Raw genomic sequence first — 14,590 nt, forward strand, 5'->3', positions numbered from 1 at the left:
AGCCTTGTTATTCAGTACTTTGATCATTTTGTTATTTAATTTCATTGCCGTTGCTTGCTCAACTTCAGAAAATGAAACGATTTCTCACGAGCAGCCTGAAGAGGAAACACTCAATCCAGAAAGGAAAGAAAAATCGATTACGCTATTGTATGGGATTGTACCAGCAAGTTTAGATCCACATCTTGAATGGATTCCAGTTCGCGCTGGAATTACAGAAACGTTAGTAAGAGTAGATGAAAACCTACAAATTCAACCATGGCTTGCTGAAAGCTGGCAACAAGAGGATGAGAAAACTTGGATTTTTAAGCTGCGAGAAAATGTATTGTTTCATGACGGTTCAACCATGGATGCCGAGGCAGTTAAGCGTTCATTTGAACGTGCTTTAGAAGTAAGCAAGGCATTGCAAAGTTTATTGAAAATAGAGAAGATGGAAGCGGAAGGCTTAGAAATAACTTTTAAGACACTAGATGCAAATCCTGCCTTTTTGTCAGAGCTAGTGCATACCCATTCATCCATAGCACAAGTAGATTCAGACAAGATTGATCAAGCCCCAATAGGGACAGGACCTTTTAAGGTAACCTCTTACACACAAGATGTCGAGGTACATGTGGAGCGTTTTAATCAATATTGGGATGGTCCTGCTAAATTAGATAGAGCTACTTTTAAATTTAATACAGATGGGAATGTACGTGCACTTGCCCTACAAGCAAAAGATGCAGATATTGCCTATCATATTCCCGTAGAAAGCTTACAATCTATCTCAAATAATGAACAATTGCACTGGGAATCCATCCCTAGTTTACGTGTCCATTTTGTACTATTCAACTCAAAGAAACCTGAGATGCAAGATGTCAACGTCCGTAAAGCAATAGATGCGCTTATCAATCGACCTGTGATTGCCTCTACGATAATGGATGGACATGCAACACCGGCAAATGGTCCTTTTCCTTCAAATCTATCTTTTGCTAGCCAAGATTCATATACCGCATTTGATCCAGAACACGCTAAAAGCTTGTTAGAAAAGGCTGGATACATAGTAAACAATTCTGGCAAGATGGAAAAAGAGGGGAAAGTCCTGTCTTTCAAATTAGTTACCTATGCAGTACGTCCCGAGCTTCCTCTTATTGCTCAATATTTGCAAGCAGAAGCGGCTAGAATTGGAGTCAATCTCGAAATCATGACAGTAGAAAATGTGGATAGTTATTTGAATGAACATCTCGATGAATGGGATATGGTTACATACAGTAATCTAACAGCACCACGTGGAGACGGCGGATACTTCTTTAATGTCGCCTTCTTACCTGAAGGAACACTTAATCTTGGACAAATCAATCTTCCAGAATTGAACACACTGGTTGAGGAGATTAATAAAACAAGTGACAAGGAACAAAGAATCAAGTTAAAGAAAGAAGCGGTTGATATGATGCGTGACAAAGTCCTCCATTCCTATATTGTCTTTCCACATATCATAGTCGGAATCAACGATAGAGTAACCAATTGGAAACCCGGAGCAGAAGAAATTTACATGCTAACAAACAAATTAGATGTAAAATAACTCAAGTAAAGTTGAAGTAGAATTAAAATATGCAAAAATCATTCTTGAAATCTATGCTCATTTCAGCTAATATAAACAACATATAGTGATTACGAGCTTAATAACAACTAAATATGGATAACCTTGGAATAATGGGTGTCAAATTAGACTTAATAGGGAATCTGGTGAAAATCCAGAACTGTCCCCGCAACTGTAAGTGTGGATGAAATGAGAATACCACTGTATAAGTAACTTAAACGGTGCTTATATGGGAAGGCTCAGAGTAAATAGATGCACAAGTCAGGAGACCTGCCTGTTTTTCCGAAAGTTTCATTTCTTCGGGGGATGAGAATCTGAAACGGTGCAGGAAAATGATGTTTTTTACATACTTTTTGTGCCGTTTTATGGTTAAAAACTCTTCCGTTAGGAAGAGTTTTTTTATTTATCACGTCCATCTGATAGAAGTCTACTTATCCATATAGAAATTTGGTGTCGATTGCTATAAGAAAGAACGATGAAAAAAGAACTGGATAGCTTGAAAGGAGATCAAGATGAATACACAACTAAAATCAGAATTATCTAGCGTTATAGATATTATAAATGAGGTGTCTGCTCAATACGGTATTGATGCCACTGAGTTAATCAAGCGGATCGAACATTTAGATGTCTCCGAGATCGAAGCTAACCAACAAGCTTTATTCTATTCGTTAAATCGAATTGCTATTGACGAGCCTAATTGGACATTTTTAGCAGCTAAACTCTACCTACAGGATCTATACACAAAGGTAGCTGAACGTCGTGGATATTCCCATATTCAAAAATACGGAGATTTTTTTCATCTTATTCAGACTTTAACGGATAAAGGGATCTACTCTAGCCATTTGTTAAAGTCCTATACACAGGAAGAAATTAAGGAACTAGAACAAGAGATTGTTCCTGAACGTGACCATTTATTTAATTTTATTGGCTTGTTCCTGCTCGCAGACCGCTATTTGGCTAAGGATCATGACAAGCAGCTTTATGAGCTTCCACAAGAGCGTTTTATGATTATTGCGATGAGCTTAATGATACAAGAAAATAGAGAAAAACGACTTGATCTTGTCAGAGAGGTATACTGGGCACTTAGCCATCTATATATGACCGTAGCCACTCCAACGCTTTCTAATGCTGGGAAGAGCTTTGGTCAATTATCCTCTTGCTTTATTGATACTGTAGAGGATTCACTTGATGGGATCTATCTAAATAATTGGGACATTGCTAGATTAAGTAAAGATGGCGGAGGAATTGGAGTTTACTACGGTAAAGTACGTGCCCTAGGTTCCGATATTAAAAAATTTAAAGAAAACTCATCTGGTGTCGTTCCTTGGATTCGATTAATTAATGACACAGCTGTAAGTGTTGATCAATTAGGACAACGTCAAGGAGCAATTGCTGTCTATCTTGATCTATTCCATAAGGATATTATGAATGGATTTCTTGATTTAAAAACCAATAATGGAGATGAGCGACGCAAAGCTCATGACATTTTTACAGGAGTAACTGTTCCTGACCTGTTTATGCAAAAATTAGAAGAGGTAGATGAACAAGGAATAAGTATAGGTGATTGGCATACTTTTTGTCCTCATCAGGTCAAGCAAATCATGGGTTGGAGGGACGAAGAAGGAAATCCTCTAGGATTAGAAGATTTTTATGATGAAACAGATCAGAAATATTTTACTGAAAAATATGAGGAAGCCGTAAAACATCCTATGCTTCCACGTAAAACCTATCGGGCAATGGATATTATGAAGCGAATCATGGTCGCTCAATTAGAAACAGGAACGCCGTATATGTTCTATAGAGATGAAGTAAATCGACAAAACCCTAATAAGCACCTAAAGGGAAAAGGGCGTACGTCTATTTATTGCAGTAATCTGTGCACTGAAATCGCTCAAAATATGTCGCCTTCACAAATCATGAAGGAGTATATAAATGATGAAGGACATATTGTCATGGTCCGTAAGCCTGGAGATTTTGTTGTTTGTAATTTATCATCGATTCATTTACCTAATGCGACCAAAGCCAATGTGTTAGAACGACTTATCTCCATTCAAATGAGAATGTTAGATAATGTGATTGATCTTAATACCATTTCCGTAGGACAAGCACAGATCACGAACCAAAAGTATAGAGCCGTTGGATTAGGGACGTTTGGCTGGCATCACCTACTGGCAACCCAAGGAATGGACTGGGAGTCTGAAGAAGCGGTAAACTATGCCGATGAATTATATGAATCTATTGCTTACTATACGATCAAATCATCGATGGAGCTGGCAAAGGAAAAAGGAGCCTATTCTCACTTTGAAGGGTCTGAGTGGCAGACAGGGGAGTATTTTAAACGCAAAGGATATGAATCCGATCGTTGGCAGGAATTATTAGAAGGTATACAGAAGTGGGGAGTTAGAAATGGATGGATGATGGCCGTTGCTCCCAATTCGTCTACGGCAAAAATAGGGGGTTCAACTGATGGCATTGATCCATTATTTGCAGTTGAATACGCAGAAGAAAAGAAAAATTTTAAATTCAAAGTAACAGCTCCTGATTTAACCCATATAACGTATCCATTTTATCGAAAGGTGCGCCATGAACTAGATCAGGTCTGGAGCATCCGACAAAACGCTGCTCGTCAGCGCCATATTGACCAAGCGATCAGCTTCAACCTCTATGTACGCCATGATATTAAAGCGAAAGAACTCTTAAACCTTCATCTAGAAGCATGGAAACAAAAATGTAAAACAACCTACTATGTTCGAAGCACATCACAATCGGAGATCAAAGAGTGTCAGGCTTGTCATAGCTAAGAGAACGAAGACGAATGTAAGAAAATGAAATAGATATGGAGTGTTGAAAGTGAATACAAATAAACCAATGGCTAAAATAAAATTATTAAACCCTTCGTATCCTAATAAATCAACGGGGATCATTAATGGACATTCATCAGGAATCTTAAATTGGAATGATATTGCTTATCCACAAATGTATGATTTTTACCATGTGTTGCTTTCAAATTTCTGGAAGGCTCAAGAAATTAACATGCAGGACGACATTAAACAATGGGATCAATTGACGGCAAAAGAAAAGGATGTCTTCTTGCGTATTAATACACAGCTCGCTTCATTAGATAGTCTGCAAACGCCAACCATGACACAGGTCATGGACTATGTCACTGATTCTAGTTTTAAAGCTATATTTGCCGTTATTGCCCAACAGGAAGCTGTGCATAACGAATCCTATTCTTATGTACTAAGTTCTCTTGTTCCTCTTAGCGAACAAATCATGCGATTTAATGAAGCAAAAAATGATCCGCTGGTACAAAAACGGAATGAACTAATTTTAGAAGCTTACGATTCCTTTTGCAGAAATCCTACACCGCAAAATCTGTTTTATTTGGGAGTTAATTCTATCATATTGGAAGGAATCTACTTTTATGCTGGTTTTGCTTTCTTCTACCATCTTGCTCGTCAGCAGAAAATGGTCAAGACCAGTACAATGATTAGCTATATTCAACGCGATGAAATGCAACACGCTTATTTTGTTTCTCAATTTATTAGGATTCTCTTAGATGAAAATCCAGAGCTTAACACAAAAGAAAACATCCAATATATTTATTCTACGTTGAGTCGTGCAGTTGAACTAGAAAAAGAGTGGGCTCATCATATCTTAAAAGACATTGAGGGAATAGACTTAGAAGAATATGATGCTTACGTCGAATACTTAGCCAATAAGCGCTTGCGTCAGCTTGGTCTAGAAAACCACTATGAAGAACAAATAAATCCTATGCCCTGGATACAAGTCTTTAGTGATGAGATGATGAATGAAACCAAGTCAGATTTCTTCGAGCAGAAGTCAAGAACATATTCTAAAGTAACCCATTCAAACGGGTTCGATGAATTATAAATGAACGTTGCTATCATCTACACCTCAAAAACGAGGAACACCGAAGCCCTAAGTTATCTTATCTATGATTCCTTTAGGGCTTTCTCTCTTTCTGTTACTATTTTCACGATCGATGAATTCTCTCTTTCTACACTAGACTATTATGACGGGCTCATTATAGGAAGCTATACGTGGGGCAATGGTGAGATCCCCAAAGAAATGGACGCTCTCTATGCAGAACTTGAAGCAAGGAATCTGAAGCATCTGACCACTGGGGTATTTGGGACCGGAGACAGCTTTTATCCCCATTTTTGCGGGGCAGTTGATCATTTTCGAGATATGTTATTTGTTCGTACTACTCTTGCTGTCACCTTAAAGGTAGAGTTACACCCTCAACCTCAAGACCATCTACGTTGTCAAGAATTCGCTCGGCTTTTTTTGAAACGCTTGATTTCTCTGAAACATTAAAGTACTATAAGTCCTATATGTCTATTTGTGACAAAACTACTACGACGCCAATGATACATTTCTCCCAGATAGTAGTATGTCTACAAAAATGATTAACATTATAGGAGGGGCAAAAATGAAAAAAAGCGTAAGGCTAATTATCATCTTATTTCTTGTATTCTCTATGTTTTCATCAATGGTACAAGCAACTACTTCATTATCAGATAAGTACTGGGTAGGTTATGAGTACGACTATGAAAAGGGTGGAACTTTATATAGAGTGGATAAAATCGCAAATACCAAAGAAGTGATCGTCAATGATATGATGACTACCTTCAAAGTACAGGGAGACTGGGTTTATTATATGTACATCGATGGATACGAAGGCCATACATTTGCTATGCAAGTAGGTCAAATGTATAGGGTTAAAATTGATGGAACAGGCAGAGAAAAACTATCAGGTAATGACCTGATTACCTCATTTGATATCTCCAAAAATCATATTTTCTATGGGGTAGCTGGCTCTATCAAACAAGATGGTACACAAATGATCAATCCTGGTAAGATGATTAAAATGAATCTTGATGGATCAAATAAAACGACTATTTCTGAGGATTCTATAAAATCAATCATTATTCATGGGGACACCGTATACTATATTAACTCAACAGATAATGATAGAATTTATAAAATGGATAGTAACGGAAAAAACAAAAAGAAATTAACAGACGGAATGGTATTTTACGATACTCTTTGGAGTATAAAAGATGGTTGGATTATTTTCTACGCGGGGGATCTCGAGGCTAACTATTCATCTTATATGATGAAACTAGATGGTAGTGGAGAATTCAATTTAAAAGGAACAGCTAATTTTAATGGACATGCCTTTGTTGTAAAGATTACTACAGAGTGGATCTATTATTCAGCATACGACAACTCTTCAGAAGTCTATGTCTTATACAAAATAAAAACAAACGGACAAAATGCTACAAAGATAGATGACCTATCTAAGGACAAAATGCTAAATGTTGCTTCTACTTATATTGAATACACAAATGTAAAAGGGGAAACGAAAAAAATTCCATTAAGTGAAGAAAAAACACCAACCACTCAGCCTAAAGTAACAAGCAGCATTAAAGTTACCTTTAATGGGGACGAGGTTACCTTTGACACTGAACCCATGATCAGGAATGGAAGAACATTACTACCTATGAGAGCAGTATTTGAATTACTAGGAGCAGATGTTAAATGGGACCCTAAGTTATCCTTAATTACAGCGACTACAGAAGATACATCCATTGAGCTAGTAATAGGCTCCAGAACTGCTACTGTCAATGGAAAGAAAGTAGAACTAGATCAACCTCCTATTATTAACAATAGCAGAACATTGGTACCGATTCGATTTGTAGCTGAAACCTTGAATGCAGAAATTAATTGGGATAGTAAAACAAGTACCATCACTATTACAAAATAGTTAAATTTATCATATAGATACGGTTTCAAACCAGTTCCCTTTTTGGGGATCTGGTTTTTTTTGAATAGTCAAATATCGAACTGCTCTGATCATTTTTTCTCACGTGATATTTCATCTCAAAACCATAGAAATTAATGAGTAGGGAGATGTACAATAGAGAGAGAAGGATATACTAAGGATAGTGAAAGAAGAAATACCTATTCTAAAGGAGTAGAGGGAATGAAAATCGGTATTCGTACATTAAAAACAGCAGTGGGGGCAGGGCTTGCTATTTGGCTCGCTCAACTTTTACATTTAGAGTTTTATGTTAATGCTGGAATTTTGGCCATTCTTAGCATAGAAACTACTAAAAAAAGATCCCTTCATGTAGCTACAACTCGATTCATTGCCAGTATATTAGGCTTATTCTTATCGGGATTTGCCTTCGAAGTACTCGGATACCATATTATCGTCATCTCTCTTTTCATTTTATTTTTTATTCCCTTATTAATTTATTTCAATATTCAAAGCGGGTTTGTCACTAGCTCCGTTATTATATTGCATGTTTTTGTTTTAGGAGAATTCAATACCGCTGTGATCATGAATGAATTACTCCTGATCATTGTAGGGATCGGGGTTGCTCTACTTATTAATAGTTATATGCCTGAGCTAAAAAATGACCTAGAAACATATCGTTCTAAGATAGAAGAAAAAATTAAGAAAATCTTATATGAATATGCTACATACATTGAAAAAGGGGACCAGGGCTGGACTGGAAGCGAGTTATTAGAATTAGAGCAATTCATTAATGAGGCAAAAAGTATTGCGATCCGAAATGTAGAAAATCATCTCCTGCGAAAGAGAGATAAATTTTATTCCTACTTCGAAATGAGGGAAAGACACTATGAAATATTAGAGCGCATGCTGCCCATCGTGTCAAATCTCCAACAGGAAGTACCTCAGAGAAAGCTATTTGCTGATTTTCTATACCAATTGAGCGAAAGCGTTCATTGGGGGAATACGGCAGAAACCCAGCTTCACAAATTACATGAGAAAAGAATGGAAATAAATCAACTAGAATTACCTCAAACCAGAGCTGAATTTGAAACAAGAGCAAGGCTCTTCCATCTAATCAATGAGATACAACTATACCTAGAGATTAAGAATCAGCTAAAAAATGACTTGATAAAAACGGACACAAATGAAGAATAATGATTTGCTATAATGAAATCGAAAAGGGGGAGATCTTACGTGAGCCATTCAAGAAAAGAAGATATTTATCCATTGTTTAATTCAAAAGGGTATAAGCCCGTGAGTTTACCAAGAGCTTTTAAAGTTTTACAGGGAAAAACAGGAGAAGAAGAAAGGACGGGAAAAGAAATGAACGAAAAAATGAAAACAAGCCCGGTAAAAAATAAAGTAAGCGGGATTTTCATCCCTGTTCGCCGGATCAAAGAAGCTCAGGAATGGTATTGTCAATTGCTAGGTCTACCTAATGATGGTGAAATTCAGTTTGGACATTTAGTTACACTCCCCTTAGATGGAATTAATCTTGTCTTAGATGAAATGCCCATGTGGGGAGGCAACACATCAGAGGGACCTCCAGCCTATCAGACGCCAGCCTTCATGTTTCACACAGATGATCTTCCCGCAGCCTATCAATTTATGAAGAGTATTGGAGCTGAATTGGTAACAGAAATCAAAGACAACCACTGGTTTGCCTTTAAAGATCCTGATGGGAATTTATTGATGATGTGTCAATCATGAATTACATTGCAAGTATTCAAAAAGCGATCGATTACATCGAAAGCGATCTATCTATTCAATTTGACCTCCATGAGATTGCACATGTCGCCTCTATGTCAGTCCCACATCTATATCGAGTCTTTTATTCCCTTACAGGACACCCCATTAAAGAATACATACGAAAAAGAAGAATTAGTTTAGCAGCTGAGCATCTCAAAAATTCCAAACGATCCATTCTAGAGATTGCCTTAGAGGTTGGCTTTGAGTCGCATTCATCATTATCAAAAACATTCAAAAAATTAGTCAGAATGACACCAGGTGAATATAGAAAAACAGAATGGTTCTACTGCTTTGAACGAATGAATTTATTTGAAAGGGTCTATTATCTGGAAAATAAAGAGCTTTCCGAACGTTTTCCTGATGTAAAAGTCATGAATATAGCACCCATGAAGGTACTTAGATACAAGCATCGAGCAAGCAAAAGCGAAGGTTTGGAAAGAGAGGCATTACAGAAGATCATGAAGCTGTTATCTGAACAGGGCTTTATGTCCGACAACCCAAGATATTTCGGGTATAATATGGATTCAGAGGCAACGAATGATGCAGTTGACCCATTTTTTGAATACATGATTCTTGTGCCTATTTCCGAAGATGTAGAACACGATTCCATTCCTAAGCCATTGGAAACAACAACATTTCCTGGCGGGCTATATGCCATCGGGGTAACCACCAGCGATTCTGATAAAACCGTTATCTCATCCTGGAATAGATTGCTCTCCGATTGGTTGCCAAAGAGCGTCTTTCAAAAAAGAAAGCAGCCCTATGTAGAAGAGTTTGTCACCTATAACAATCAAATCGTTCGAATGAAGCAATACCTACCCATCGAACGTAAAATAAAACCAGAAATGATTAAAATAATGCATGTTGAACCGTTTTTCTTCACCTATTACCGAGCTTATGGACCAGAGGCAGAGGAGAGAGCAGACCAATACTTATCCCAGTGGCTAGAAGTAGAAACTTTCTCAATAGATCAAGAATATACGAAGCTATATGTGTCTTATCAATATGGGAATGAAGATAATCACGATCATTGGCATGAATACGGAATTTCTACTCCACAGAAGCTGGAAACCACAGATCCTAATATGAAGATAAAAACATTAGGCGGTGGAGAGTACGCTTGTTTAGAAACCAAAGCATATGGTTCACTAAGCGGTGTTCTGGAGCTGATGCATCGTTGGATCATCTATCAAGGGATTTATCTATTTGATGAAGAGCGACAATGGTTTGCTGCCTATCATACAACAAACACTCTCTTGTCAGAAGAGGAAATCAAGGTTACCTGTTACATTCCAGTAATAGTACAGTCAATAGAAAGGAGTTGATTTCATGACTGCTCAACCAAATCATTCACGTCATGATAGGACACATACTGAAGGGTATAAGCCGCAATCCGCCCCCAATGCATTAAAAGTGCTACAAGAAAAACATAGGGAGGTAGGTGAGAAGAAAGACCCTACACCCGAAGTGGTAACTTTAGAGGGATTTACAATGATAGCTGTAAAAGCAGTAGGGAGTATGCATCAGTTTGAATTAGGCAAAGCCGTGCGAAAATCTTGGGGTATATTACAAGAGAAGCTCAATTCGAACCATGAGTGGAAAATAGATCAGGATACAGGTTTTGTCTTCTACAATCATGAAAGGATGCAACGACCAGATGGACAATTAGAACTAAGAGTTGGAGTGAAGGTTCATTCTTACGATACGCTTCCTTATGATGTTGAAGTTGTAGACATTCCACGAAGAAAATATGCCAAGATTTCCTGTTTCTGTGATGGACGTGAAGTAATGGAGAATAGATATCAACTGTTAAACCAATGGATTGAAAAAGAAGGATTTGAAATAGATACGGAACTAGGCTCCTATACTTTAGAACCTAATCGACTTACACAGTTTAACCCATTTGACATCCCTGCTGATGAAATACAAACATTTGATTTTGATATTCTATATCCGATTAAATAGTTCAACTTAAATAGTCCAGCCAATAGCTTCTTGACTCAGAAAAAACTAAGTTGCACATATTGGCTATCCTTAAAGTTACTAAAGCGTACACCAAACAACCAAAGTGGGACTTCATGCAAGTGTTTATCATACAATTTTTCCACAACAGAATAGATAAGATCGGGGTCAGAGGTTGCTTCTTGTAAGGTCATACTTTTAGAGTGGCTTCCTTCGTCCCTTTTTATTTTATAGACGATAGAAATGGTACCAGCTCTTATTTTCTTCTCTTGCAATCTTTCGCATAGAACATGGATCATATTCCTAGCAAGATTCATAAGAACGTCCATTTCCACAGTAGGCTGAGTGAAGGTTCTTTCCTTACCTATCGTTTTATCTCCCTTTACTCTTTCTGCATTTACTTTGTCTGAGCCAATCCCCAAAGCAATCTTCTGAAGCATCTCTCCTCTAATTCCGATGACCATTTTCAGTTGAAGGGGGTCTGCTTTTGCTAGATCCCCAATGGTTAATATATGATGTTTATTTAGCTTTTCTTCTGTCTTCTTACCACAGCCATGCAGCTTACTCAACTGTTGAGGATGAAAGAAACTACAAAACTGCTGGCGTTCCAAGTGAACAAATCCAAACGGCTTTTTTATATCAGCTGCCATTTTGGCTGATGTTTTCGTATTGCTGCACCCAATACTACATCCAAGCTTCAACTTATTCCAAAGTGTTTTCTGAATATACATCCCTATTGATTTAGGGGTAGCTCCTTGCTTTACTCTGTCTGTAATATCGACATAAGCTTCATCGATACTAGCTACCTCTGTTGGACCAATCAAGCGCAAAAATTCCATTATTTTTTTTGAGTATTTACGATATAACAGGTGGTCTGGCGTAACGACAATGGCTTCTGGACACTTTTTTACAGCCTTATACATGGTCATCGTCGTATAAATCCCTTTATTTTTAGCTTCATAGCTGGCTGCTAATACCATCCCTTTGTTTTTATTGTTAGGATTCCCTCCAACAATGACAGGCTTATTTAATATGGAGTGATCTTCTGCTTGATGAACACTAGCGAAAAATGAATTCATATCTACAAGAAGAATGGTTTTATGGGACATTTCGATTCCTTCCTTTAATGACAAAGAGTTCTTGTAATTGCACTAAGAATATAATATCAAATAAACTGGAGCAAGGGAATGTATGTTCTTTTTTCGTTGTTTCAAGCCAACACTCTTTATAAAATATATAAGTCAAACCATAATGTTAATATATAATTATTTTGTTGACTGTTCACCATTCATAACAGTAAGCTTAGGTTAATTCACTAGCAAAAGGAGAATGAAATATGAGTGTTGTAAATAGATTATCTATAACTACTGAGGTGATAAAAAACGAGTAAATAAAAGGAGTAACCAAATGACATTAAATAATTCTCAACTTTTTCATGGTAAATACGTACGACTTGCACCATTCTATCCAAATGATACAGTCATCATTGCCAAATGGCATGAAGATGCCGAGTATCTTAGAATGGTAGATACCGACATTGCTGTCCTCAAGTCCATTGAATCTTTCAACGACTTTAGTAGATCACAGGAAGGTTCAAATACCAATATATGCTTTGGACTTCGATCACTTACGGACGATAAACTAATAGGATTTGTCGCATTGCTCGGCATAGAATGGAATAATCGCGCCTGCATATTAGCTATCGGCATTGGCGACCGAAACAACCAAAACAAAGGCTATGGCTCAGATGCATTGCAGCTCATTCTAAAATATGCTTTTCACGAGTTAAATCTGTTTAGAGTAGGACTAGATGTCACAGAATATAACAAACAAGCTATGCGCGCTTATGAGAAAGTTGGATTTAAGGTTGAAGGTAGCATGAGAGCGGCTGTTTTAAGGGACGGTAACAAGTATGACCGGATCATCATGGGGATTCTATACGATGAATGGTTGAACATGAATAACTAAAGAGAACAAGTAAAAAACTTAGAGATCTTCTCTAGGTTTTTTTCATGTTATGATATATGATAAGACAAAAAAAGCTACACCTCAGATGTAGCCCTTGCCGTAAAGATAACGAGAGAGTATCAATTCCCGATTCTTTGTATGTTGAATAATGAATTGTTTAAGGGTGAATAGCCTCGTTTAATAAATGAACAGCTTGCTCTTGGGCAATTCCTTTTACAAGCATAAGTTCACTAATAAAGATTTGCTTGGCATTATCCAACATCATCTTATCTCCAGTGGCAAGTGTTCTTTTTTTACCCATGCGAATTAAATCGCGGATCACCTGCACTCCTTCATAAATATTCCCGCTCTTTATCTTATTCATATACATTCGAGATCTAAGAGCTGGATTAGGGATTGGATCTGATTCTTCTTGAAACAAATTAAGCACATCTTCTAATATATTGGAATCCACAACTTGTCTAATTCCCAAGTTGGATTCCATAGGAAACATCAAACGCATGTTGTTGAGGTTTATAACAAAATAACTCTTTTTTTGACCAAGTATTTCCTTTTCTTCAATAGCTTCAATTACGCCAGCACCATGCATAGGATAAACAATCCTATCACCAATTTGAAACATGAAGCCCACCCCCTATTAGAGTAACCTAATAAGTGTAACACAAAAAGGATCAAATGGCAAATAATAAATTTTATCATATGTTTTTTCAGTTTGTCAATATTTTTTTATCAACATAACAACCGATAAAAAAAGCAATAAAGCTATAGTTCCAATAGTCTAGAAACCAAAATAAATAATAAGATTGGAAGTTGAATTATAATGAAAATTTTGTTAGTAGAAGATGATAAGACCATTGCCTCTGGGCTTGAATATTCCCTGCAACAGGAGCAATATACAACGATACTATGCCATGACGTTGATTCGGCAAAAAAGGTACTAGCTGAAGAACTAAATCATTTAACTTTATGTATCTTTGATTTATCGTTGCCTGATGGAAGCGGTTATGACCTGTGCCGTCTAGTCAAAGAAAAAAGTGATATTCCTGTTATTTTTCTAACAGCGATTGATGATGAAGTTAATGTAGTAATGGGGCTAGATATGGGGGCCGATGATTATATTACAAAGCCCTTTCGGATTCGGGAGCTGCTCTCGCGAATCAATTCAGTGCTGCGGCGTTACCATAAACAGTTCCAATCAAAAAGCGTGATCAACATAGAGAATATTCGGGTTCATACGCTAGAAGGAAAAGTATACAAGAACGGGGAAGAAATCTTAATGACAGCCCTTGAATATCGGTTATTTCTGATTTTTGCCACTCATATGGGTCAGGTTCTTTCTAGAAACCAGCTATTGGAACAGATATGGGATGTAGCAGGGGATTTCGTCAATGATAATACTTTAACGGTCTATATTAAGAGGCTCAGAGAAAAATTAGAGGATGATCCTCAACATCCAACACTGATTAAGACCATTCGAGGACTAGGCTATAAGGTGGGTGAGTAAC

Annotated in this window: 13 protein-coding genes and 1 riboswitch; of the genes, 11 read left to right on the forward strand and 2 right to left on the reverse strand. The window is 37.2% G+C overall.

Annotated elements, in window-relative coordinates:
* Positions 1 to 4: 4 nt before the first annotated feature.
* The 9 genes from nikA to JCM10596_RS03270 all read left to right on the forward strand — a co-directional run bounded on the left by nikA (position 5) and on the right by JCM10596_RS03270 (position 11,120).
* Positions 5 to 1,555: a nickel ABC transporter substrate-binding protein gene (nikA, locus tag JCM10596_RS03230; protein WP_034680423.1), complete on the forward strand. Its 1,551-nt coding sequence runs from the start codon at positions 5 to 7 to the stop codon at positions 1,553 to 1,555.
* A gap of 116 nt (positions 1,556 to 1,671) precedes the next feature.
* A riboswitch (cobalamin riboswitch) is annotated at positions 1,672 to 1,865 on the forward strand.
* A 220-nt stretch (positions 1,866 to 2,085) separates the two neighbouring features.
* Positions 2,086 to 4,374, forward strand: a complete 2,289-nt coding sequence (locus JCM10596_RS03235) for a ribonucleoside-diphosphate reductase subunit alpha (protein WP_025025907.1) — start codon at positions 2,086 to 2,088, stop codon at positions 4,372 to 4,374.
* 67 nt (positions 4,375 to 4,441) lie between these two features.
* A complete protein-coding gene (locus JCM10596_RS03240; RefSeq protein WP_034680425.1) occupies positions 4,442 to 5,470 on the forward strand; it encodes a ribonucleotide-diphosphate reductase subunit beta in 1,029 nt (342 codons plus the stop codon).
* A complete protein-coding gene (locus tag JCM10596_RS03245; RefSeq protein ID WP_025025909.1) occupies positions 5,471 to 5,917 on the forward strand; it encodes a flavodoxin domain-containing protein in 447 nt (148 codons plus the stop codon).
* 115 nt (positions 5,918 to 6,032) lie between these two features.
* The gene (locus JCM10596_RS03250) at positions 6,033 to 7,370 is read left to right on the forward strand and encodes a DUF5050 domain-containing protein (RefSeq protein ID WP_025025910.1); all 1,338 of its coding nucleotides are present in this window, start codon (positions 6,033 to 6,035) and stop codon (positions 7,368 to 7,370) included.
* 219 nt (positions 7,371 to 7,589) lie between these two features.
* Entirely contained in the window at positions 7,590 to 8,561 is a 972-nt protein-coding gene (locus tag JCM10596_RS03255) for an aromatic acid exporter family protein (protein ID WP_025025911.1), read from the forward strand.
* Between the two features lie 39 nt (positions 8,562 to 8,600).
* Positions 8,601 to 9,116: a VOC family protein gene (locus tag JCM10596_RS03260; RefSeq protein ID WP_234410387.1), complete on the forward strand. Its 516-nt coding sequence runs from the start codon at positions 8,601 to 8,603 to the stop codon at positions 9,114 to 9,116.
* The gene (locus JCM10596_RS27435; protein ID WP_025025913.1) at positions 9,113 to 10,480 is read left to right on the forward strand and encodes an AraC family transcriptional regulator; all 1,368 of its coding nucleotides are present in this window, start codon (positions 9,113 to 9,115) and stop codon (positions 10,478 to 10,480) included. The genes JCM10596_RS03260 and JCM10596_RS27435 overlap by 4 nt, the downstream gene beginning before the upstream one ends.
* 4 nt (positions 10,481 to 10,484) lie before the next feature.
* Positions 10,485 to 11,120 carry a GyrI-like domain-containing protein gene (locus JCM10596_RS03270; RefSeq protein ID WP_025025914.1) on the forward strand — a complete coding sequence of 212 codons (636 nt, stop codon included), beginning with the start codon at positions 10,485 to 10,487 and terminating at the stop codon, positions 11,118 to 11,120.
* Between the two features lie 35 nt (positions 11,121 to 11,155).
* Here JCM10596_RS03270 and JCM10596_RS03275 read toward each other — a convergent pair whose 3' ends face one another.
* Entirely contained in the window at positions 11,156 to 12,226 is a 1,071-nt protein-coding gene (locus tag JCM10596_RS03275) for a Y-family DNA polymerase (RefSeq protein WP_025025915.1), read from the reverse strand.
* Between the two features lie 298 nt (positions 12,227 to 12,524).
* Here JCM10596_RS03275 and JCM10596_RS03280 point away from each other — a divergent pair, with 298 nt between their 5' ends.
* Entirely contained in the window at positions 12,525 to 13,085 is a 561-nt protein-coding gene (locus JCM10596_RS03280) for a GNAT family N-acetyltransferase (protein WP_025025916.1), read from the forward strand.
* A gap of 157 nt (positions 13,086 to 13,242) precedes the next feature.
* Here the strand turns inward: JCM10596_RS03280 and JCM10596_RS03285 are convergent, their stop codons facing one another.
* Entirely contained in the window at positions 13,243 to 13,707 is a 465-nt protein-coding gene (locus tag JCM10596_RS03285) for a CarD family transcriptional regulator (protein ID WP_025025917.1), read from the reverse strand.
* A 198-nt stretch (positions 13,708 to 13,905) separates the two neighbouring features.
* On the opposite strand from JCM10596_RS03285, the gene JCM10596_RS03290 reads away from it, so the two are divergent.
* The gene (locus JCM10596_RS03290) at positions 13,906 to 14,589 is read left to right on the forward strand and encodes a response regulator transcription factor (protein ID WP_025025918.1); all 684 of its coding nucleotides are present in this window, start codon (positions 13,906 to 13,908) and stop codon (positions 14,587 to 14,589) included.
* The last annotated feature ends 1 nt before the right edge of the window (position 14,590 follow it).

Origin of the sequence: Caldalkalibacillus mannanilyticus JCM 10596, from assembly GCF_000615945.1 — a bacterium.
In the GTDB taxonomy this organism is placed as follows: domain Bacteria; phylum Bacillota; class Bacilli; order Caldalkalibacillales; family JCM-10596; genus Bacillus_AT; species Bacillus_AT mannanilyticus.

Excerpts from the sequence above, each read along its gene's own strand:
- JCM10596_RS03235 (WP_025025907.1), top strand. The coding sequence starts at position 2,086 with ATGAATACACAACTAAAATCAGAATTATCTAGCGTTATAGATATTATA.
- JCM10596_RS03240 (WP_034680425.1), top strand. The coding sequence starts at position 4,442 with ATGGCTAAAATAAAATTATTAAACCCTTCGTATCCTAATAAATCAACG.
- JCM10596_RS03245 (WP_025025909.1), top strand. The coding sequence starts at position 5,471 with ATGAACGTTGCTATCATCTACACCTCAAAAACGAGGAACACCGAAGCC.
- JCM10596_RS03250 (WP_025025910.1), top strand. The coding sequence starts at position 6,033 with ATGAAAAAAAGCGTAAGGCTAATTATCATCTTATTTCTTGTATTCTCT.
- JCM10596_RS03255 (WP_025025911.1), top strand. The coding sequence starts at position 7,590 with ATGAAAATCGGTATTCGTACATTAAAAACAGCAGTGGGGGCAGGGCTT.
- JCM10596_RS27435 (WP_025025913.1), top strand. The coding sequence starts at position 9,113 with ATGAATTACATTGCAAGTATTCAAAAAGCGATCGATTACATCGAAAGC.
- JCM10596_RS03270 (WP_025025914.1), top strand. The coding sequence starts at position 10,485 with ATGACTGCTCAACCAAATCATTCACGTCATGATAGGACACATACTGAA.
- JCM10596_RS03275 (WP_025025915.1), bottom strand. The coding sequence starts at position 12,226 with ATGTCCCATAAAACCATTCTTCTTGTAGATATGAATTCATTTTTCGCT.
- JCM10596_RS03280 (WP_025025916.1), top strand. The coding sequence starts at position 12,525 with ATGACATTAAATAATTCTCAACTTTTTCATGGTAAATACGTACGACTT.
- JCM10596_RS03285 (WP_025025917.1), bottom strand. The coding sequence starts at position 13,707 with ATGTTTCAAATTGGTGATAGGATTGTTTATCCTATGCATGGTGCTGGC.
- JCM10596_RS03290 (WP_025025918.1), top strand. The coding sequence starts at position 13,906 with ATGAAAATTTTGTTAGTAGAAGATGATAAGACCATTGCCTCTGGGCTT.